Origin of the sequence: Dyadobacter sp. 3J3 (genome assembly GCF_009801115.1) — a bacterium.
Lineage (GTDB): Bacteria > Bacteroidota > Bacteroidia > Cytophagales > Spirosomataceae > Dyadobacter.
The window spans coordinates 37,462-58,413 of the sequence record NZ_VTOL01000022.1; the positions used below are offsets into that span (position 1 = coordinate 37,462).

Genomic DNA, 20,952 nt, shown 5'->3' on the forward strand with positions numbered 1-20,952 from the left:
AACTTAAACGCTTTTTGATTCAACATAAAAATTACGGTCTACCACCAAAGTTTTTTCTCCCTTCGTTTTTAATGTTTTCCACTCGCCGGTTGGGTAAACAAATTGTTCTTTTGAGTCACCCAGTTTTATTTTGACCGGCATATCAAATCCGCTTACCACATTGGACCAGCGGTATTGTACGCTGTTATCTTTAATAGTATATTCCAAAACCGGAATTTTTGTATCTCTAAGATATTGATCAAAGACCTTGCTCAGATTTCTTCCGGCTTGTTTTGAGATATAGTTTTCAATCTGCACCGTTTCGACGGTTTGATGGTAGAATGTTTTATTAAGGCCACGTAAGATCTGCCTCCATTTTTCATCATCATTTACAACCTGACGAAGCGTGTGCAGAATATTTCCGCCTTTATAATACATATCTCTTGAACCGGATTCATTCACACCATATGGCCCGATAATAGGAATATCATTAGCAATAAGTGCGCGCGTTCCAATAACATAATCAGCACCGGCATCTTTACCGAAGTAATATTCCGTGTAAAGATTTTCAGAGTAATTCGTGAATCCTTCGTGAACCCACATATCGGCTGCGTCCTTATAAGTAATGTTATTGGCAAACCATTCGTGACCACTTTCATGAATGATTATAAAATCCCATTTTAAACCCCAGCCCGTTTTTGACAAATCACGGCCCAGATAACCCATTTTATATCCATTACCATAAGTCACCGAACTTTGATGTTCCATACCCAAATAAGGAACTTCCACTAATTTATATCCATCTTCATAAAAAGGATACGGCCCAAACCAGTGCTCAAAAGCTTTAAGCATTTGATTTGCCTGTTTGAACTGCACTTTTGCCTTTTCAAGATTTTGTGGCAAAACGTAAAAACTTAAAGGTAAATCTCCTTTTTCGCCCTTGAAGGTCTCAGACCAGCTTACATAATTTGCGACATTCATATTGACACCATAATTATTGATCGGATTAATAACGGCCCAGTTGAAGGTATGTGTATCGTCATTATTTTCAACCACGCTGCGAAGTTTCCCGTTTGAAACATCCGTCAAACCTTTTGGAACTGTGATACTAACCATCATACTATCCGGCTCGTCATACATGTGATCCTTGCATGGCCACCAAACACTGGAACCAAGTCCCTGGCAGGAAGTAGAAATTATTGTATTCCCGTTTCCATCATGTACCCATTGCACGCCACCGTCCCATGGCGGACGTTTTGCCAAACGCGGTCTTCCCGAATAAAAAACCTCAATCGATTCCGATTTTCCCTTTTCCTGTTTTTTTGTTAACGTGATGAAAAACGCATTTCCATCTCTTTTGTAAGTTAAAGGTTGGCCATCCTGTATTACTTTTTCAATCTTTAACGGTTCTTGCAAATCGATTTGTAAAACCTGATTTGGTTTTAAAACTTTATAATTGACAACCGTGCTGCCTGTAAGCGTACTGTCTTTTGCATTTGGTTTTACATTTAAATGGTAGTAGGTCAAATCCCACCAGGCACGCTCAGGTGTTATAGAACCACGCAAAGTATCGGCGTGGGTAAAGACGGTTTGTTTTTGGGCAAAAGTTAAAAATGGACTTATTACCAGACAGAAAGAAAAGAGTTTCTTTAACATTAATATGTAGGATTTTATAAAATAGGATAGGAATGCATTTTGACTAATCTTCTAAAACTTCCAGCGTATTCAATTCAGGACCGCCGCCGCGATTACCCGAACCCGCTGCTATGTAAACTTTTTTATGCATTGAAACGGCCTGGGTACCATGTCTGCCTTGAAGCATGGAAGGATATTTTTCCCATTTCTGGGTGTGTGTGTTAAATGCTTCAACCTCATTGTGGGCTTCCACATGCGCATCACTTTCTCCACCAATAAACAAAACCTTATGCCCCAAAACGACCGTTGTATTTCCGGCACGTTTGGTTGGGATATTATTGGAAGGATCCAGGGTTTCCCATTTACCGGTTTTGAAATCATACACATCCACTTCGGCAATGGTTGTGTTGAGTACCTGATTAATCCGTGCGGTAGAAAGGCGACCGCCTGCTACGTAAAGTTTGTTATCAACAACGGCGACCTGTATATGATCCCTTTTCCTTGGGGCATCAGCCAATTGTTTCCATGTATTTTTTGCCGGATCATATTCATCCAGCCAGGCAACCTGTCCATCCCAGTGACCATCCTGAATACCACAAACGATATAGATTTTATCATTAAAAACAAATGCACCGGCAGCACCACGGCGCCTGTTTTCAGGAATTTCCGGGCCTTTGCGCCATTCATTTTTATCCGGATTAAAAATGTAAATATTAGGAATCGGAATTTCATGAGGATATCCGCCTGTGAATGCTCCAAGGACATAAATCTCGCCGTGATAAGAAATTGCCTGAAAATGACTCATTTCGAGCGGAGTATTACTAAGGCTAACCCAGGTGTTTTTCTTTGGGTCATATTCATCCACCGATTTAATATCCCGGCCACCGACCAGATACAGTTTTCCATTGGCTTCGGCCATAGCATTTTCCAGTCTTTTAACGGGAAGATTCTCCGGCTCGACAGCTTTCCACATTTGAGCAGAAACCACGGGAACCATTGTATTAATAGCTGTAAAAAGAATTACAAATCTGAGAAGTAGGTTCATGATCAATTGTATCAGGTATGGAAGCGTTCATGGATTTTAATTCCATGAACGCTGTTAAATGCCATCAAGGTACAATTATATTTTATTATTTCGAAAAGCCGTTAACGACCATCAATTCTTGTGAATTTTGGCAAATGACCTGTTAATTTTTGCTGATTGTTTTTAGGGCAGGGCTTTCAAAATTTAGTTTTTTTAAACCGTTCTGAACATCCGGGCTGCTCATGAATAATTTCCATAGTAAACCTGTCCGGTAATTTTCAATCATAACAATTATCGGGCCTTGATCAATCGCCAGGTGCGACTTCGCATACCAATTTTGTGATTCATTAAATGCGTCAGTAAATCCATATTCACTCCAGATTTTATCACCCAAATCATCGTAAAAGTGTCTCAACGCTTTCATCGATTGTTGTGGTGCATAAGGGAAAGAAGATAATGCGGCAGTGGGTGTTATTGTTCCAAAATCATTAGTGGGAGAAAATGCATTATATCCGTCATAGGTATCACTGGCCGTTAATCCCCAGCTGTTTTCTCCATACCCTTTAAATTTTCCAGGATTAGCGACGCAATGTTTGTAATTGATCATGGTATGATTCAAATTTTGCTCCCAATAATCTGCGTATTGATCTTTCAGGTTGCGTGGATCCAAGCCCAAAAATGAATAATGTGCAAAAAATAATGGACCACCGAAATCAAATCCCAAAGGCAGTTTTACGCCGTAAAATTCTTTACCGTTTTTGAAATGATCACTTTGTGCCCAGCATTTGTTGTAGACTTGTGCAGTAATCGGATACCTTGGCGACGACGCTGCCATAATGTAGGTAATCAGCGTTTCGTTATACCCGCGCAATTCAAAATTCATCGCCCAGCCATTATTCGGGCTCCAATGCCAGAACAATTGATCCGGATTTCCCCTTGTGTACCAGTCCCATTCTGCTTCTTCCCAGATCCATGTAATCCGGTTTCTCAAATCTCTTTCTGTATCATTTTGTCCCTGGAAATATTGTTTGGCACAAATTAATCCCTGAAACAAAAAGGATGATTCTACCAAATCCCCACCGTCATCTTTTCTACCGAATGGAATAATTTTACCTGTTCCGCCATTTAGCCAATGCGGGAAAATGCCATGGTAATGATCTGCTTTGGATAGAAATTTAACCATTTTTAGCAATCTTTTAGATACCGAATCTCTCGGAACCCAGCCGCGTTCAGCTGCTACGATCATGGCCATAATGCCAAATCCGGTACCACCTGTTGTAACCACTTCATTGCCATAATCGAAAGCGACATTGCTTCTCTCTCTCGCCATTCCACTGACAGGATGTCCAAAATCCCAGAAATATCGGAACGTTTGTTTTTGTACCAATTCAAGTAAAGCGGTATCAGATAAGTTTTTTGGACGGTTGACAGGGTTAAAAACGGTTGGAGTTGATGTAGTTTTTTTCTTTTGAGCGATGCTGTTTTGAGAAATAAGCAGACAGCATAATATGCTTAGTGACAGGAGTAATGATTTCATGCTAATTAATTTTTTGTTGAGGTAGTAAATAATTCGCTCCAAGGGCGATCAATACGGATTTATAAATTCGGGCTCTGAAAGCCGAGATTTTTCATTCCCGTTTTTATTTCTGGTGAGCTCATAAATAATTTCCAGGGCAAGCCGCTGCGGTAATTTTCAATCATGATGATGATAGGCCCTTGGTCAATAGCCAGATAGGAACTTGCGTACCAAGGCGTTTGTAAAGAGAATGCATCATAAAATCCATAATCTCCCCAAAGCTTGTTACCCAGTTTAAAATAGAAGAATTTCAACGCTTTCATCGATTCCGTGGGCGTATATGGAAACGCCGACAAAGCTGCGGTAGGAGCGATAACTCCTTTGTCGCTCGTTGGAGAATTGGCATTATATCCATCTTGAATATCGCTTGCTGTTAATCCCCAGCAGAGTTCGCTATACCCGTTATATTTTAATGGATTGGTCTTGCAATAGTTGTAGTTGATTAAGGTATGGTTCTGATTTTGAGTTAAATAATTTGTGTATTTATCGGTAAGATTGGTTGGGTTAATACCAAGGAAGGAATATTGAGAGAAAAATAACGGACCGCCATAAGCGCTTCCCAGTGGCAATGTAATTCCATAATAGCTATTGCCATTTTTGAACGAACCATTTCCGGTCCAGCCATTTTCATAAACACTATTTGGAATACCATGCGTTGGTGAAGAAGCTGCCAGTGCGTAGGTAATTAGACATTCGTTCCAGCCTTTGATCGGTAAATTCATGTCCCAGTTATAATTCGGGCTCCAATGCCAATACAGCACATTTTCATTCGTTTTTCTGAACCAATCCCATTCTACACCATACCAGATTGTATTGATATCATTTCTTAAAGCAGTTTCCGCTGCGTCGTTTCCGTCAAAATATTGTCGTGCGGTCAAAAGTCCCTGAATTAAATAGGAAGTTTCAACCAGATCAGCCCCATCATCTTTTGCGCTAAAAGGCACCACGGCTCCGGTTGCGCCATTAATCCAGTGTGGAAAAGCACCGTGAAATTTTTGAGTATTGGTTTTCAGGAATGCTACTATTTTCTGCATTCTTTCCAATCCCTGGCCTCGGGTTATAAAATCCCTTTCTATCGCAATCGGGATTGTCATGATACCAAATCCGCTTCCACCCGAGGTAACCACATCACCGGAAGTATTTCTCTCTCTTGCCAAACCGCTAACCGGATGTCCAAAATCCCAGAAATATTTGAAGGTTTGCTTTTGTACCAATGTCAAAAGCGCGTCATCTGAGATAATTGGAAATTTATCTGTCGAGTCAATCTGGAAAGTTACCGGTGCGATAATTTCAGGTGCTTTTACATCATCACTCTTGCAGCCAAAAGCAAAAACAGCCAGAAGTAACAGAAATATTTGAAAACAATTTTTCACCAGGTGACTGTTAGATGAATTGGGAAAAGAAAAATTCCATTTTAGAGAAAAAGAAAACACCGGTCCGAAGTTTTATAATCAGAATACTGATTTTTTAGTACTTGGAGACCGGTGTTTTGCAAAAATCTTATGGATTAGTATCCGGCGTTTTGTGTCAATACACCACCACTCAAATCGATTTCAGTTTGAGGAACTGGCCATACTTCATTTTTTCCTGCAATCCATTTTTTTGGTCCAAAAACAGCAGTTCCTCTTCCCTGACGGATCACATCAAAATAACGGTCAAATTCCATAGCCAATTCAACCTGGCGTTCGTGCCAAATCGCGGTTCTCAACGCAACTTGTTCGGTAGTTGTAACTTTTGGTAAAACCGTCGTACTTGTTCCTCTTGCTCTCGCCCGAACGATTTCCAATGAAGCCAATGACTCAGTAGTTTTTCCTAATTCGTTAGCTGCTTCTGCGTTCATTAACAAAACATCAGCATAGCGGATCACCCTGACATTTTGCTGCGCACCTTCATTAAAACCTGAAACATACATACTGAAAGGCACGTAAGATTTTTGATTGTACATCGGATTGTCGCCAACGGTAGGAATGAAGTCACCTTCCGGTGTTGTTTCACCGCGGAAAATAATCGTTGCGTCTCTTCTTGGATCTCCTGTTTCATATGCATCGGCTAATGCTTGCGTTGGAACGTTGAAGCCCCATCCACCACCTACAACACCTCTTACACCTTGTACCTGGGAATATTGAGAATTGGATGCATCTGCATTTTCGAGTACCAGCTCGTTTTGTATTTCAAAAACAGATTCAGTAGAATTTTCATTGGCAATTCTGAACAACTGCTCATAATTGGCAACCAGTTTGTACTGACCTAAACCAATCACCTGAGTGGTCAAGTCATATACTTGCTGCCATTTTTTCTGATACATAGATACTTTGGCATGCAAAGAAAGAGCAGCTCCTTTGGTAACACGACCTAAATCGGCGCTTCCGTAGCTTGTCGGCAATACAGCTTCTGCTTCGGTCAGATCCTTTTCAATGGCCGCATAAATTTCAGCTTTTGCTGTTTTTGGAATGTTATATTCTGATGTTCCAGCTGGTACTTTAAGCCTCAGAGGAACATCACCAAAAGCACGAACCAGTCTGAAATAAGAATACGCACGGATGAATTTTGCTTCCGCCAGATATCTGTCTTTCAGTGCCGCAGTCATGGTTATGGCTGGAATATTATCTAAAACCTGATTGGCATAGTTAATATTTTTATACTGAGCAGACCAAAATGCACCTAGCTGGCCATCCGTAGAACCTACTGAAAAGTTATCATACGTATTCAGGAAAGTTGCATCAGATGAAGAGCTTCCTTTTTCAGTTTCATCAGAACCTAAGCTTTCAATCGCTACTGATCCGAAAGCGATGTTGTCGAAACTGCGCAAATTCGCATACATGGCATTAACGGCTTTGGTCGCATCGCTTTCATTTACCCAGAAAACGTCACCCGCCTGCTTACCTTGCGGATCAGTATCCAGAAAACTGTCCTGGCATGCGACCGGAAAAAGCAACATGGAAGTAAGTCCGGCATAAAGCCCGATTCGTTTAAAATTTGTTTTAAAATCTATATTGTTCATAGTCGTGATGATCTTAGAAAGTAATGTTTAAACCAAAATTGTAGGTAGCTGACAACGGATAAACGTTGGCATCAATTCCGGCCGTTGTTGGTTTATTATCAGTCGCTCTAACCTCCGGCGAAAGTCCTTTATATTTAAAAAAGTTAAGTGCATTCTGCGCATTGGCATACACTCTCAGTTTTCTCAACTTCAAACGGTCTGTAATCTTTGCTGGTAAAGTAAATCCTAGCTGCGCATTTCTAACCCGGAAATAACTTCCGCTTTGTACGAAGAATGAATTTGGAAGATAATTGCTGCCCCCACCGATATTTGCAGAAGGATAGGTATTTGAAGTTCCTTCTCCATGCCAGCGGTTATCATAAAAATCTTTCGTAACATTTTCATTTCCATAACGCCAGCCTATGTTTGCATTGTAAATATCAATTTTAGCAACACCCTGGAAATCCAATGTCAGATCAAGCCATTTATAGTTCCAGGTGGTATTGATACCGTATGTATATTTTGGATTTGGATTGCCAATTACTTGTCTGTCCAAACCAGTAATATTACCATCAGGTGTTCCGTTTGTTCCGCTGATATCACGGTATTTGAAATCACCTGGTTTCGCAGTTTTCTGTGCAGATCCATCAATTTCAGCCTGGTTTTGGAAAATACCGTCTACAATGTATCCGTAGAATGAACCGATAGGGTCACCAACACGCGTTCTTGTTGCCAATGCACCACCTGTAAGTCCTACGCCACCGGCATAAATCGGGTTAGCACCGGTTGAAACAGATAAAACTTTGTTGCTATTCACACTACCATTGACTCCGATGCTGTACGAGAGATCTTTACCAATTTCATCTCTCCAGCTGATAGAAGCTTCAAATCCTTTATTTTGGAAATCAGCCTGGTTTCCCAAAATACTTCCGGAAGCCGTACCGATAGAAGATAAAACAGGTATATCAAAAATGGCTCTCTCTGTTTTCTTAGTATAATAATCTAACTCAACAGATAGACGGTTTTTCAACATCGATGCTTCCAAACCGATATCTGTACCCACACCACGTTCCCAGTATGTTATTGGAGGAATAATGGAGTTTATACTTGCACCTGTATTAACAGTACCACCATAAATAGCAGCAAGGGATCCACCTGTCGCCACAGTTAACGTTGAAAGGTTTGAAGGAACGGAGGCGTTGCCGATTTTACCCCAGCTTCCGCGAAGTTTCAGGTTATCAAATACTTTCTGGTTTTGTAAAAAAGGCTCATTGCTGATTACCCAGCCCGCTCCCACAGATGGAAAATAACCCCAGGCATTTCCGCCTTGGTAAAATTTGGATGACCCATCTGCCCTTAAAGATGCATTGATCAAGTAACGGTCAGAAAAGGAATAATTAACCCGACCAAAATAAGATGAATAGGTCGCTAAATCACCCTCATCCGTAACGCTTTTGGTATCAGCATCTCCCAAAGCAAGATATAAGTCACCTTCACTTTTGTAAGGAACATCACGTGCAGTAGCAGTAAGCTTATACGATTGATCATGCTGGGCCGATTGACCAAGAAGTGCAGTGAAACTATGTTTACCGATTTCTTTGGTATATGTCAGTGTATTTTCAAAAATCCAGTAACGAGCTTGTGGACGCACAAAAGTCAGTAAGCTGTTCGTATTACGTTGTGTCAGCGTTGCTGCATACACCGGATTGTAAGTTCTTGTTTCATCCTGTCCGTAACGTCCACCCAGGCTTGTACGGAATGTGAAATTTTTCAAAAATGACAATTCTGCGTAAGCATTTGCTGTCAACAATGTCTTTTTTGTAACCTGATTGAAAACATCAACAGTAACCTGTGGGTTAAAACTAACGGCGTCTCCAAGAAATAATTTCGAAGGATCACCGTATGAACCATCTGCATTGTAAACCGGAACAACCGGGGCGGCCGCGTATAATTGACGGAAAATTCCACCGGCTTCGTCATTTGATTTACTGAACGCACCTGTCGCTGTATATCCAACTTTCAGATTTTTGGAGATCTGGAAATCGTTTTGGAAACGTGCTGTGTAACGTTTAAAATTATTTTTGTCAACAATGCCGTCTTGTTTCAGATAACCAAGTGAAAGACCATAAGTTGATTTATCTCCACCACCGCTGACAGAAATCTGGTGGTTTGTAATAAATGCATCACGAAGGATTTGTTTGTACCAGTCCGTTCCTTCACCATATTGAGATGGATCCAGCAGTTGTTTTCCTCCATTAATTGCGCTCAGCTCATTAGTTACAGTTGCGTACTGATTCGCATTAGCCATTTTGATCTGGTTGGTCACTTTCTGAACACCGACATAGCCATTGTAATCAATGATCGCTTTTCCTGATTTTCCTTTTTTTGTAGTGATCAACACAACACCATTTGCTGCGCGAACACCATAAATCGATTGACTTGAAGCATCTTTCAGGATGTTCATGCTTTCGATATCATTTGAATTAAGGAAACTGATATCATCAAACCAGACTCCGTCCACTACGTAAAGCGGGTTTGGACTACCATAAGCGGTACCGACACCACGGATACGAATTTGTGGCGCCTCACCTGGTTTTCCTGAATTGTTGATTTGAACACCGGCTACTTTACCTTGTAGACCACTTACAGGGTTAATAGAAGATTGTTTTGATATCTCACTCCCTTTTATTGAAACCACAGAACCTGTAATATCCAGTTTTTTCTGTGTTCCATAACCAACAATCACCACTTCATTCAATGCACGTGCATCATCCTGGAGTACGATATTAATTACTGAATTAGAACCCACCGGAATTTCTTGTGATGTCATCCCGATCATGGATACAACCAGAATTGATGATGTTGAAGGAACACTAATTGCGAAATTTCCTTCTAAATCGGTAGGGACTCCTGTTGTGGTTCCTTTAATTAAAATACTTGCACCAGGAAGTCCAGTGCCGTCTGTTGCCGAAGTGACCTTGCCTGTTATATTGATCCCTTGCGCGAACGATAGTGTGGTCATGCACGCAAAAATGATCAACAAGTACAGTGATCGTACATTTGCTTTCATTGGTTTCTAGTTAGGTATTTTGAACTTTACAAAGATTAAATTGTCTCCAAAACTAAGAAGTAATCATAGCCAATGTCAAAAATAGGACTACATCACCACTACATCAATAAGAATAATGCAATGAATTTTGGTGTTTAAAGAAGAAATTATTGGTTTTGTCTATATGATTTAGACCTCCATCATATACTCATTGAGATTGAAATCATTTGCCAGTTGAAGTTTTTTTCGAAGTCGGTATCGTTTGATTTCGATACCTCTAAGAGAAATCCCAAGTACTGGAGCCATCTCTTTACTTGAAAGATTCATACGCAGGCAAGCGGCTAGCCGGAGTTCTGATGGTGAAATTTCAGGGCAGGTTTTCTTTAAACGTTTGAAAAATTCGTCATGCACTTCGTTGAAATTTTCTTCAAACAAAACCCAGTCGTCCTTCCCGGCAACATTCCTTTCGATACTATGCAGTAATTTTTGATAATGAATATTGGGTAATTGCTGACCAAGATCCTGTTTAACCTGTTGCAGTTCATCACGGATTTCCTGTAAGATTTCATTTTTACGGACGACGTTGATCGCGACATTGCTTAGCTGCTGACTCTTGTTTTTTATTTCACTTTGAAGATTTTCATTTCGGATTTCGATGATCCTTCTTTCATTCACCAATGTTTGCTGGCGTAGTTTTTCTTCCTGTTCTTCCAGTAGTTTCTTACGATGTTTGATCAATCTTTTTTCCTGATAAAACATAATTCCGGTTAATGCTGCTGCGGCTATTAACACGAATAATAGTTTGGCCCAAACGGTTTCATACCAATACGGGTTTATTGAAAAACGGTAGGTAGTGATCTGTTCATTCAGCTTACTTTTGACTTCAAAAGTATATTCTTTGGAATCCAGATTGGTATATTCAACATAACTCTGGTCCGTCCATTCCGACCATTGTTCGGAAAGTCCTTTCAAACGATATTTGTATTGCAGATTTTGTCCAAAAACAGTCAAAGCATACATGATCCGGATAGACCGGACATTTTTTGGTAAAACCGTATTACTTTTCGTTTCAAATATTTCTGAGAGATTCCTCAAATTAATTACCCTGCGAATGACCGGAGTTATGGTAGCGGTAACTGGCTTTTCAGCAATTGTTCGGTCATAAAGTGCATAACCATTGTCCAGGCCGAAAAAATAATATTGAGACGATAACGGGATAATGGTTTCATTATTCCTCAAAAGCGACAAATCCAGTGAACGGGAGACGTTTTTATTGATGATAAGTACTTTGCTTAAATAAACTTTAAACCAGTCTCCATCCAAACCTGACCGGACTTTGAAAGCATCGCCATCACTAATATTCAAGTTCATGTAAGGCATCAACTTATGCTGCTCATTTGGCTTAAAAAAGCTGATTCCTGAATGGATAAGTACGTTTTGTTCCCAAGGCGTTATTTCGATTGCAAACTCACTGGGAATATCTACCGGAGATTTATATTCCTGCCAGACTTTTACAGAATCCATATTTTCATTTAAAACCGCTCTGAATAGTCCCCTGTAAGCATGAGCCAGCCATAGCGAGCCATCTTTTGTCTGTACAATTTGTTTGATGGGAATAGGCGGAATTCCTTTTACCTCAAATGCATAAATCCAGTTTCCACTGATATCCCTCCTGTAAGCGTGGAGCCCTGTGTAAGATCCCTGCAATAATAGCTTTTCTTTTTTTGTCTCAACCGGAAGAAAAACCCAGCCACCTGTTACAGAGGAAATTCTTTGAATACCGTTTTCTTCAATCCGGAAAGTGGCATCATTATGCCCGCACAAAAGCTGATCATCGACCACTTTAAGATTCCAGGTTTGTCCTTCAAGGCCGGGAATGGCCCGAAAGGGTTCAGACGACGGCCACTTTTTTACAAAAACTCCGTTATTCGATCCTACATAAAGTTTATCCTTCCAGATTGCGGCGGCGTAAGTAGAGCCAAGAGGGTTGTCATTGGTTTGATAGGAAATGATAGGGGATGACAATTTTATCAGGTCAATGCCTTGATCCATACCCAGCCATAGATGCTTTCTGCTGTCTTCGCTTATCGCTAAAACGGTATTATTTTGCAAACCGTTTTCTTTCTTGAAATGATATTTCAGATTGCCGTTTTTATCAAGAATGTAAAGTCCTTTTAATATTGTCCCAAAAACAAGACTGCTATCCGGGCTTAGTACCAGTGCCTTATTAATGATATTCTTTTTTAATTCTTCGCTAACCGGAATTTTCCATTCGGTTAATTTTTCGAAATCATAAAGGAATAAACCATGTTTTGTAGTCGTGATTAGCAGCCTGTTGTTGGAAAAAGGAAGAATATCAGAAACAACGGCATTGGCAAGAATTGATGTGCCGGGAAGTGGTATAAACTGATCGTTTTTCAATTCATACAGACCTTTTGTAAGCATATGGAAGAACAACCGGTTCCTGACATTGCGGATGAACATAAAATTCCCTGATGATTTCAGCTCAGTTATCTTTCTGCCATCATATTTATATATCCGTGCGAAAGACTGAAAATAAATGGCATTGCGTGTTTTGGTAATGTGCCAGATTTCTTCTGTTTTCAGGCTTTGGAATTTTGCACTCTCACTTAATGAGTGGTAAATAAGCTGTCCTTTTCCTGTTTTTTGCCAGTATCCAAATTCGGAAAATCCTCCGACATAGACCCGTGAGTCTCCGTTTGCCGCAGTATCACAAAAAACCGTTCGGATTATTTGCCGGTTTGGAAGCGGATATAATTTCCACACGGCACCGTCATATTCAAGTAAACCGTCGGAATTGGCAACGTAAATAATGTTGTCTTTGCTTTGGGCTATTTCCCAGTTTTGGTTGTGGGCTTTGTAAACTGTATTAGGGTAATTTATAAGCTGAGGCGTTTCCTGTGCGGCTGCCAGGAAAGGAAGTATGCTGAAGATAAGTAAAATGTAGCGTGCGAGCAGTTTATTTTTACTGTGCTTACCGGAAAATAAAATATTAAAAAAACACTCTATTATCATTAAAAAAATCATTTTTAATTTGTTTTTAATGTCGATTTACCTGTTTATTGCCGGTTGCTTATGCTAGTATATTTAAAAACAGACCAATGTATATGGTAATAAAAAAAGTACTTTGTTTAATTTTACTGACCTCCTCCATGGTTATGTCGCAAGTCAGGCCTACTGATGATAATAACAAAAGCGATATAAGATATAGTTTGAATCCTTCTGGTTCTCATTACGTTAAGTTTACCTTTATTAATCAGGCCTGGTTTCGGTTTAATGATAATAATCCCGGAACTACTGTGTTAGGCGACCCTGCTTCTCAAACTTTTGATATTGGGTTACGACGTACGCGGATGCAACTGTTTGGCCAGATCACCAACCGTATATTTTTCTATACGCAGTTTGGGTTGAACAACTTTAACAAGACAAATGGTTTCCCTGGATACAATACCACCGGAACGCCAAGCAACCGGAAAGTGGGAGCTTTTTTTCATGATGCACTTGGTGAGTATGAAGTACAGCGTAAAGGATATGATTTTATAAGGTTTGGGGGTGGTTTGACGATTGTAAATGGACTTTCCCGTTTTTCCCAACCCAGTATTTCGACGATCATGACGCTGGATGTTCCCATATTTGCGCAGGCAACAGTAGATCAAACCGACCAGTTTGCCCGTAAACTTGCGGTTTACAGTCGCGGACAAATTGGTAGGATTAATTATCGCATCAGCGTAGCGGATCCTTTTCCGATTGAAACGAATGGAGCAGTTCCGCCAGCTTTGAATGCCAATTCAGTTTTCGCTCAAAAAAAGCAAAAAAAACAATTTGATGGATTGTTGATTTACAATATTTTCGATACCGAAGACAATACGACACCCGGATATATGGCGGGCAGTTATCTTGGTAAACGTAAAATCTGGAATATCGAAGCGGGTTTTATTGCACAGAAAAATGCGACCTGGCGAAAAGACGGAGTTGATACTTTATATAGCAGTATGAATCTTTGGTCCCTGGCGTCTTATTTAGATTTGCCTGTCAATAAGGATAAAGGAACTGCGCTTTCCGCTTATCTTGGTTATTTTCATATGGATTATGGGAAAGGGTACCTTCGATATAACGGAAGTATGAATCCTGCAACTGCAACCACTTTGCCTCTCACAGGAGTGAGTGGAACGCAGGGAAATGCTTATCCTATGTTTGGTACAGGAAATGTGATTTACACGCAGACTGGCTACAAATTTCAAGATGGGTTATTAGGAAGTCAGGGGACGCTGATGCCGTACGCATCTCTGCAATATTCGGATTATGAACGATTAAGAGATCCGATGATTCTTTACAACCTGGGTCTCAATTGGCTGATGAAAGGAAATAATGGCAAGCTGACGCTTAACTATGAAAACCGTCCGATATACAAAAACAGTACAATTGCGAATAACCTTCAAAAGGATGGAAGGAAAGGATCGTGGGTGCTTCAATATCAGGTTTCTATCTGATAAAAGCATTTTGATATAGTGATAAAAGAAGTCAACCGTTGACAGGTTGACTTCTTTATTTGTTTTAGAAAGTAAGCGCACCATTCATCGCTCTCACAGCTTCTGCGGATTTTTCATAAGCAGCTTTTTCGGCATCGCTCAAACGCAGGTTAATGATTTTCTCCCAGCCATTACGGCCAAGGACAACCGGAACACCCATACAAATATCTTTTTGGCCGTATTCGCCATTCAGGTAAACACCACATGGAACGATGCGTTTCTGATTACGAACAATACTTTCTACCATCATCGCAGCCGCTGCGCCTGGCGCATACCAAGCCGAAGTTCCGATCAGTTTTGTAAGCGTTGCACCGCCCACCATCGTATCAGCAGCAATTTGTTCCAGTTTTTCAGCGGAAAGGAAACGGCTTACAGGAATACCGTTATAAGTTGCAAGACGTGTCAAAGGAATCATGGTTGTGTCACCGTGTCCACCGATTACCATCGCATGAATATCACTCGGAGAAACGTCCATCGCAAGGGCCAGATAGGTTTTGAAACGGGCACTATCCAAAGCACCGCCCATGCCGATAAGACGTTTTTTAGGGATACCTGATTCTTTGAAAGCAAGGTAAGTCATGGTATCCATTGGATTGGATACAACGATAATGATTGCCTTTGGGGAGTATTTTAAAATATTTTCAGTTACAGATTTTACAATGCCTGCATTGATACCGATCAGCTCTTCACGCGTCATACCCGGCTTGCGTGGAATACCGGAGGTGATCACTACAACATCGGATCCTTTTGTTTTTTCATAATCATTTGTTGAACCGATTGGCTTTGTATTAAAACCAAGCAAAGCAGCGGTTTGATACATATCCAATGATTTTCCTTCACTTACACCTTCTTTTATATCCAACAGCACTAACTCTTCCGCCAATTCGCGACGAATAATATTGTCAGCTGTGGTTGCACCCACAGCACCTGCGCCTACGACTGTAATCTTCATAAAAAAATATAGTTAATTGTATAAAAATTAATGTTTTGAAATATATCCTAAAAATAGGCTACTTAATCTGTTAAAACCATAAGCTGATTTAATTTTTATAAGAAAAGTAGTTCGGGATGATCCGAAATGCAATTTTTTACGTAATTAGATAGTTATATTGGCATCATAAACCACTTTTTCTTTATTTAAGAAATGAATGACGAATCGTTGATTGCAAAAATATTACGTTCTATATTTTTCAAAAAAGCAACTGGAAAGGCAGGAAGATATGCAGGAAATGCCAGTCGTCTTTTTGAGTTAGCTGGTGAAGTTGTAGGGAAATTGAAACATATTGGGTTTAAGGGAAATCTATCGGAATTCCAAAGCAGCGTGCAATTGCTGGTCCGGATGGTGAAAGCTTATTCTTCGGGGGCGTATAAGAATTTGCCATGGAAAAGCCTGGTATCAATTGTTGCGGTATTGATTTATTTTGTGTCGCCAATTGACCTGATTCCTGATTTTCTGCCTGTTATAGGAATTACAGATGACATTGCGCTTGTACTTTGGCTGATCAGGACATTAGGAGAAGATATTCGTAAATTTAGTGAATGGGAGAAGAATGAAAAAACAATTAATATAGGATAAAGTGTCTGAATTTTTAGTTCTTTTCAAAATAATAAGTATTTTTGTAAACATATAATCAAAGAATAGATATGGAATCAGTAACTGTTTTAGGGGGAATTATGGGATTGGGTGGACAAGAGATCTTTTTGGTAGCTTTGTTCGTTTTGCTTTTCTTTGGTGCAAAAAAAATTCCTGAATTGATGCGTGGTTTGGGCCAGGGTATTAATGAGTTCAAAAACGCTACCAAAGATGTAAAAGAGAATATTGAAAAAAGCATGGAAGATACTACAAAGTAATCTTTCCATTGTATTGCCGACATAACAGAGCCGTTTAGTAAAAACTTAATGGCTCTGATTTTTTATTTGTTACCCGCCAAAAATAATTACGTTGAAAGAGTACCCGACGCTGACCGAAATACAAAATGATTTGCGTGGAGGAGGTTTAACCTGCGTGCAGTTGGTGAATCATTATTTGGAACGGATTGAGTCCAATGCCCATTTAAATGCCTTCGTTGAAGTTTATTCAGAAGAAGCGCTCCGCCTTGCTTCAGATATAGATATAAAAATCCAGAATGGGACTGCCGGGAGACTTGCAGGACTTGTAGTTGGGTTAAAAGACGTCCTTTCGCATAAAGGTCACGGCGTACAAGCCGGAAGCCGTATTTTAGATTCTTACATTGCTCCTTACAATGCTACTGCTGTGCAAAGCCTTCTTGATGAAGACGCCATTGTAATCGGCCGTCAGAATTGTGATGAATTTGCGATGGGATCGTCCAATGAAAGTTCTTATTTTGGTCCTGTTTTAAATGCGGCGGACAATTCCAAAGTGCCTGGTGGTTCTTCGGGAGGTTCTGCGGTTGCTGTTCAGGCCGGGCTTTGCCACGCCTCTCTGGGAAGTGATACGGGTGGATCTGTTCGCCAGCCCGCAGCATTTTGTGGAGTTGTCGGTGTAAAACCATCTTATGGTCGTGTTTCCCGATACGGACTTATTGCATATGCTTCTTCTTTTGATTGCATTGGCCCTATCACCAAAAGTGTTGAGGATGCTGCCTTGCTTTTAGAAATTATGGCAGGAGGTGATGATTTTGATAGTACAGTTTCTTCGAAAGGAGTGCCTGAATATTCAAAGAAGCTGGATTGGAATGGGAAAGCAAAGATTGGTTATATTCGGGACACGATTGAGAACGAATCCATTGCACCTGAAATTCGTGAACAAACATTAGACGTACTAAACCGTTTGCGTTCTTTGGGGCATGAGGTAACTCCGGTGGAAATGCCATTACTGGACTATCTGCTGCCAACTTATTATATTCTTACAACGGCTGAGGCCAGTTCAAATTTGTCACGATTTGATGGTGTTCGTTATGGACACAGAACTGCCGTTACAGGTGATTTGGAGTCTCTTTATAAAAACACCCGAACCGAAGGTTTTGGAGAGGAAGTAAGAAGAAGAATATTATTGGGTACTTTTGTTTTGAGTGCAAATTATTATGACGCATACTATACAAAGGCGCAACGCGTTAGAAGATTAGTGCGGGAAGAAACCGAACGCTTTTTTGATCAGTTTGATTTTCTAATTTCACCTGTAACACCAACGACTGCTTTTACAATCGGAGAGAAAACAGAAGATCCTTTGCAAATGTATCTTGCTGATATATTTACAGTTCAGGCTAATGTTGTGGGGAATCCTGCCGTTTCTATTCCAAATGGCGTCGATAAGGAAGGTATGCCGATTGGAATTCAGATCATGGCTCCTTTTTTTGAAGAGCAAAAGATGCTTTCATTTGCAAATCATCTTTCTTTAATTTTAAAAGAAAACATTTTAGAGGCGTAATTTACCGGCGGAATACTAACTTTGTTATAATAAGTCGAAAACAGCTAAAACCAAGTTAGTATTATTTAACACCCATGTTAAGTGTAAAATAATTGTGCCAGTAGTATTTAGTTTTTTGAAATTGATATCCATCGTTCTAAAAAACTATAATTAGTATGTCATTTTTCTATAAAGTATTCATCATCAGACATTGACTATTTGATAACAGGAATTGACTAACCCATCAAAAAGCATAATTAATGAGGATTTCAAAAAGAGTATTGTGGCTTGGAGCCGTGTGTGTGGGATTGTGGAATTCGCCGGTAATGGCGACAATACAACAAGAGAAATTAGGAATTATTGGCCCGGATACGCTAGGAATAGCTGCGGAAGCTGATGAAAATGCCAACATTCCTATGCTTCCTACTGTGGAGGAAATTGGTTTAACGCCAGCTATTCCCGAGGAACTGTTACGCGAACGATTCGCGAAACTGGAAAAGTCAATTCCGTTGACCTATCATAAGTCTTCCCACGAATTTGTGGAATACTTTATCTACAAAAAGACAAAGTTCACCATCAGTATGATGGAGAAAATGCCTCTTTACTTCCCATTATTTGAAAAAACACTTCAGAAATACGGTCTTCCGACAGAGCTGAAATATTTGTCAATGATTGAATCAGGACTGAATCCAACTGCACTTTCACGAGTAAGAGCAGGTGGATTGTGGCAATTTATGCCTGCAACCGGCCGCGAGTTCGGATTGTACCAGGATAGTTATATTGACGAACGTTTTGAACCTGTAAAAGCAACAGAAGCTGCCTGCCGCTATCTGAAACAACTTTACAATATTTTTGGAGATTGGGAACTGGCTTTGGCCTCTTATAATACCGGTCCCGGAAATGTGAAACGTGCCATGCGCCGTTCGCATGGAACTACTTTTTGGGGGATTTGGAATGCACTTCCGAAAGAAACAAGGTCCTATGTGCCTCAATATGTGGCAATGAATTACATGATGAATTATGGAAATGATCATGGAGTTTATGCGCAAAATACTGAATATCAGATCCCTAATGATACTATACATGTAAATGGATATATTAACTTAGTGACTTTTTGTGAAACCAGCGGTATTGATTTTGAGGAATTGAATAAATTGAATCCTCAGCTTACCAAGACAGTTTTACCAGATCAGACACGTGATTTTGTTCTGAAAGTGCCAAGTGTTAAATACACTTATCTGATCAGCAATAGAAATGTGATTATGGATTCCTGCACGCGCAGATTGCTTCCGTCGGGTGTATTGCTTGCCGGAATTGATAGTGCCAGAGCAGCTTCATTGCAAAAAGGAGCATTTCCATATGCCTACGTTGACGGTGATCAGTACGGAAATGAATATGCTGATGGAGTAACGAAAATCCAATCGAAGAAATCTTCGCATATCGTTAAAAGAGGAGAGACTTTACAATCCATTTCGAGAAGATATGACGTTGCGGTTGCTGAATTGAAGAGATGGAATAATATGCGTAAAAGCGTATTGAAACGTGGTCAACGTCTTGTTTTTTACAAGGATGTAAAGGTTAAAGTAAAACCTGTGATGGTTGCTGCTAAACCTGAAAAAGTATTGGCTAAAATTGATACCATTGAAAAAGGAGTTTTAGCAGATTCAGAAGGGCAGGATGAAACAGAGGAAACTCAGCAGACCGGGAGTGTTACAAAAATTCAGTCGAAAAAAACTTCGCATACCGTTAAAAGAGGCGAAACGCTGGAATCTATTTCAAGAAAATATAATGTAGAAATCTCGGAACTGAGAAACTGGAATCATATTCGTAAAAGTGCTATCAGAGGTGGACAAAAGCTGATTGTTTACAAAGATGTAAAAGTAACTGTTCCTGGTACAAGGTTGGCTTCTGCAAAAAATGAAAAGGCCGAGAGAGCAGATAAGGAAGAAACAAGAAAATCAAGACATATCAAAATGCGGTATCATACTGTACAGCAGGGCGATACTTTATGGAATATCTCACTTCGTTATGGTTTGCCGGTTACAGATTTGAAAAAGGCAAACAAGATCAGAGGAAACGAGATCAAGCCAGGAATGAAACTAATCGTATCAAGCTAGTAATGGCTTTATTAACACACATACTATAATTATGATTGCCTACGTTGATGGAACTGTAACTTACAAAGATCCTGCTTTTGCTGTTATTGACATTCAGGGTCTGGGTTATGAAGTTCGTATTTCTTTGCAGACCTACGCTGCTATGCCAGACGTTGGAAAGCGGTGCAAGCTGGTCACCTATCTGAATATCCGTGAAGACGCACATGTTCTTTTCGGTTTTTTGGAAAATGATGAAAAAAAACTCTTTCTGGATTTAATCAGTATTTCGGGAGTAGGTCCTTCAACAGCACTGGTTATGCTTTCTTCTCTTTCGTCTGCTGAGATCCGTCAGGGCATTATTGACGAAGATTTACGGTTGATCCAGTCCATGAAAGGAATAGGATTGAAAACGGCGCAAAGAGTAATATTGGAATTAGGTGATAAAATGCGCAAAGATGCAATGCTGACTACGGGTGTAAAAACACCTGGCAATTCAAACAATGCACTGAAAAGCGAAGCGCTTGCGGCCTTAGTTACTTTGGGCATTCCAAAGGCGACGGCAGAGAAAAGCGTGGATACGATTATCAAACGTGAAGGCTATGAAATAACGGTGGAGCAATTAATTAAACTTGCACTTCGTTAATCTTGATTTAAACATAATTTTTCTTAAAAATATGGATGAGCTCTTTACCGTTT

Annotated in this window: 14 protein-coding genes; 6 read left to right on the forward strand and 8 right to left on the reverse strand. The window is 40.1% G+C overall.

Translation table 11 applies throughout. The features are described 5' to 3' along the window. Positions 1-3: 3 nt before the first annotated feature. The 7 genes from FZF08_RS29060 to FZF08_RS29090 form a co-directional block, all read right to left on the reverse strand. Positions 4-1,635: a M1 family metallopeptidase gene (locus FZF08_RS29060; protein ID WP_159477509.1), complete on the reverse strand. Its 1,632-nt coding sequence runs from the start codon at positions 1,633-1,635 to the stop codon at positions 4-6. A 43-nt stretch (positions 1,636-1,678) separates the two neighbouring features. After that, complete coding sequence (locus FZF08_RS29065) at positions 1,679-2,659, reverse strand: kelch repeat-containing protein (protein ID WP_159477512.1); 981 nt, start codon at positions 2,657-2,659, stop codon at positions 1,679-1,681. Between the two features lie 142 nt (positions 2,660-2,801). Next, complete coding sequence (locus tag FZF08_RS29070) at positions 2,802-4,175, reverse strand: glucoamylase family protein (protein WP_159477515.1); 1,374 nt, start codon at positions 4,173-4,175, stop codon at positions 2,802-2,804. Between the two features lie 59 nt (positions 4,176-4,234). Next, positions 4,235-5,587 (reverse strand): glucoamylase family protein, encoded by a 1,353-nt coding sequence (locus FZF08_RS29075; protein ID WP_159477518.1) that lies wholly within the window; start codon positions 5,585-5,587, stop codon positions 4,235-4,237. 134 nt (positions 5,588-5,721) lie between these two features. Then, positions 5,722-7,215, reverse strand: a complete 1,494-nt coding sequence (locus FZF08_RS29080) for a RagB/SusD family nutrient uptake outer membrane protein (RefSeq protein WP_159477521.1) — start codon at positions 7,213-7,215, stop codon at positions 5,722-5,724. Between the two features lie 13 nt (positions 7,216-7,228). Beyond that, on the reverse strand, positions 7,229-10,264 hold the full coding sequence (locus FZF08_RS29085; RefSeq protein WP_159477524.1) for a TonB-dependent receptor: 3,036 nt from the start codon (positions 10,262-10,264) through the stop codon (positions 7,229-7,231). Between the two features lie 168 nt (positions 10,265-10,432). Next, positions 10,433-13,279: a triple tyrosine motif-containing protein gene (locus FZF08_RS29090; RefSeq protein ID WP_159477527.1), complete on the reverse strand. Its 2,847-nt coding sequence runs from the start codon at positions 13,277-13,279 to the stop codon at positions 10,433-10,435. 92 nt (positions 13,280-13,371) lie between these two features. On the opposite strand from FZF08_RS29090, the gene FZF08_RS29095 reads away from it, so the two are divergent. After that, positions 13,372-14,754, forward strand: coding sequence for a hypothetical protein (locus FZF08_RS29095; protein WP_229216745.1), 1,383 nt, complete (start codon positions 13,372-13,374; stop codon positions 14,752-14,754). Positions 14,755-14,818: 64 nt separating this feature from the next. Here FZF08_RS29095 and mdh read toward each other — a convergent pair whose 3' ends face one another. Continuing rightward, a complete protein-coding gene (mdh, locus tag FZF08_RS29100; protein ID WP_159477530.1) occupies positions 14,819-15,745 on the reverse strand; it encodes a malate dehydrogenase in 927 nt (308 codons plus the stop codon). A gap of 192 nt (positions 15,746-15,937) precedes the next feature. Between mdh and FZF08_RS32425 the strand changes: the two genes are divergently transcribed. The 5 genes from FZF08_RS32425 to ruvA all read left to right on the forward strand — a co-directional run bounded on the left by FZF08_RS32425 (position 15,938) and on the right by ruvA (position 20,899). Beyond that, positions 15,938-16,369 (forward strand): YkvA family protein, encoded by a 432-nt coding sequence (locus FZF08_RS32425; protein WP_200837190.1) that lies wholly within the window; start codon positions 15,938-15,940, stop codon positions 16,367-16,369. Between the two features lie 68 nt (positions 16,370-16,437). Next, on the forward strand, positions 16,438-16,644 hold the full coding sequence (locus tag FZF08_RS29110; protein WP_090341378.1) for a twin-arginine translocase TatA/TatE family subunit: 207 nt from the start codon (positions 16,438-16,440) through the stop codon (positions 16,642-16,644). A 91-nt stretch (positions 16,645-16,735) separates the two neighbouring features. Next, a complete protein-coding gene (gene gatA / locus FZF08_RS29115; RefSeq protein ID WP_159477533.1) occupies positions 16,736-18,181 on the forward strand; it encodes an Asp-tRNA(Asn)/Glu-tRNA(Gln) amidotransferase subunit GatA in 1,446 nt (481 codons plus the stop codon). Positions 18,182-18,420: 239 nt separating this feature from the next. Continuing rightward, a complete protein-coding gene (locus FZF08_RS29120; protein ID WP_159477536.1) occupies positions 18,421-20,277 on the forward strand; it encodes a LysM peptidoglycan-binding domain-containing protein in 1,857 nt (618 codons plus the stop codon). Between the two features lie 31 nt (positions 20,278-20,308). Further along, positions 20,309-20,899 carry a Holliday junction branch migration protein RuvA gene (gene ruvA, locus FZF08_RS29125; RefSeq protein WP_159477539.1) on the forward strand — a complete coding sequence of 197 codons (591 nt, stop codon included), beginning with the start codon at positions 20,309-20,311 and terminating at the stop codon, positions 20,897-20,899. The last annotated feature ends 53 nt before the right edge of the window (positions 20,900-20,952 follow it).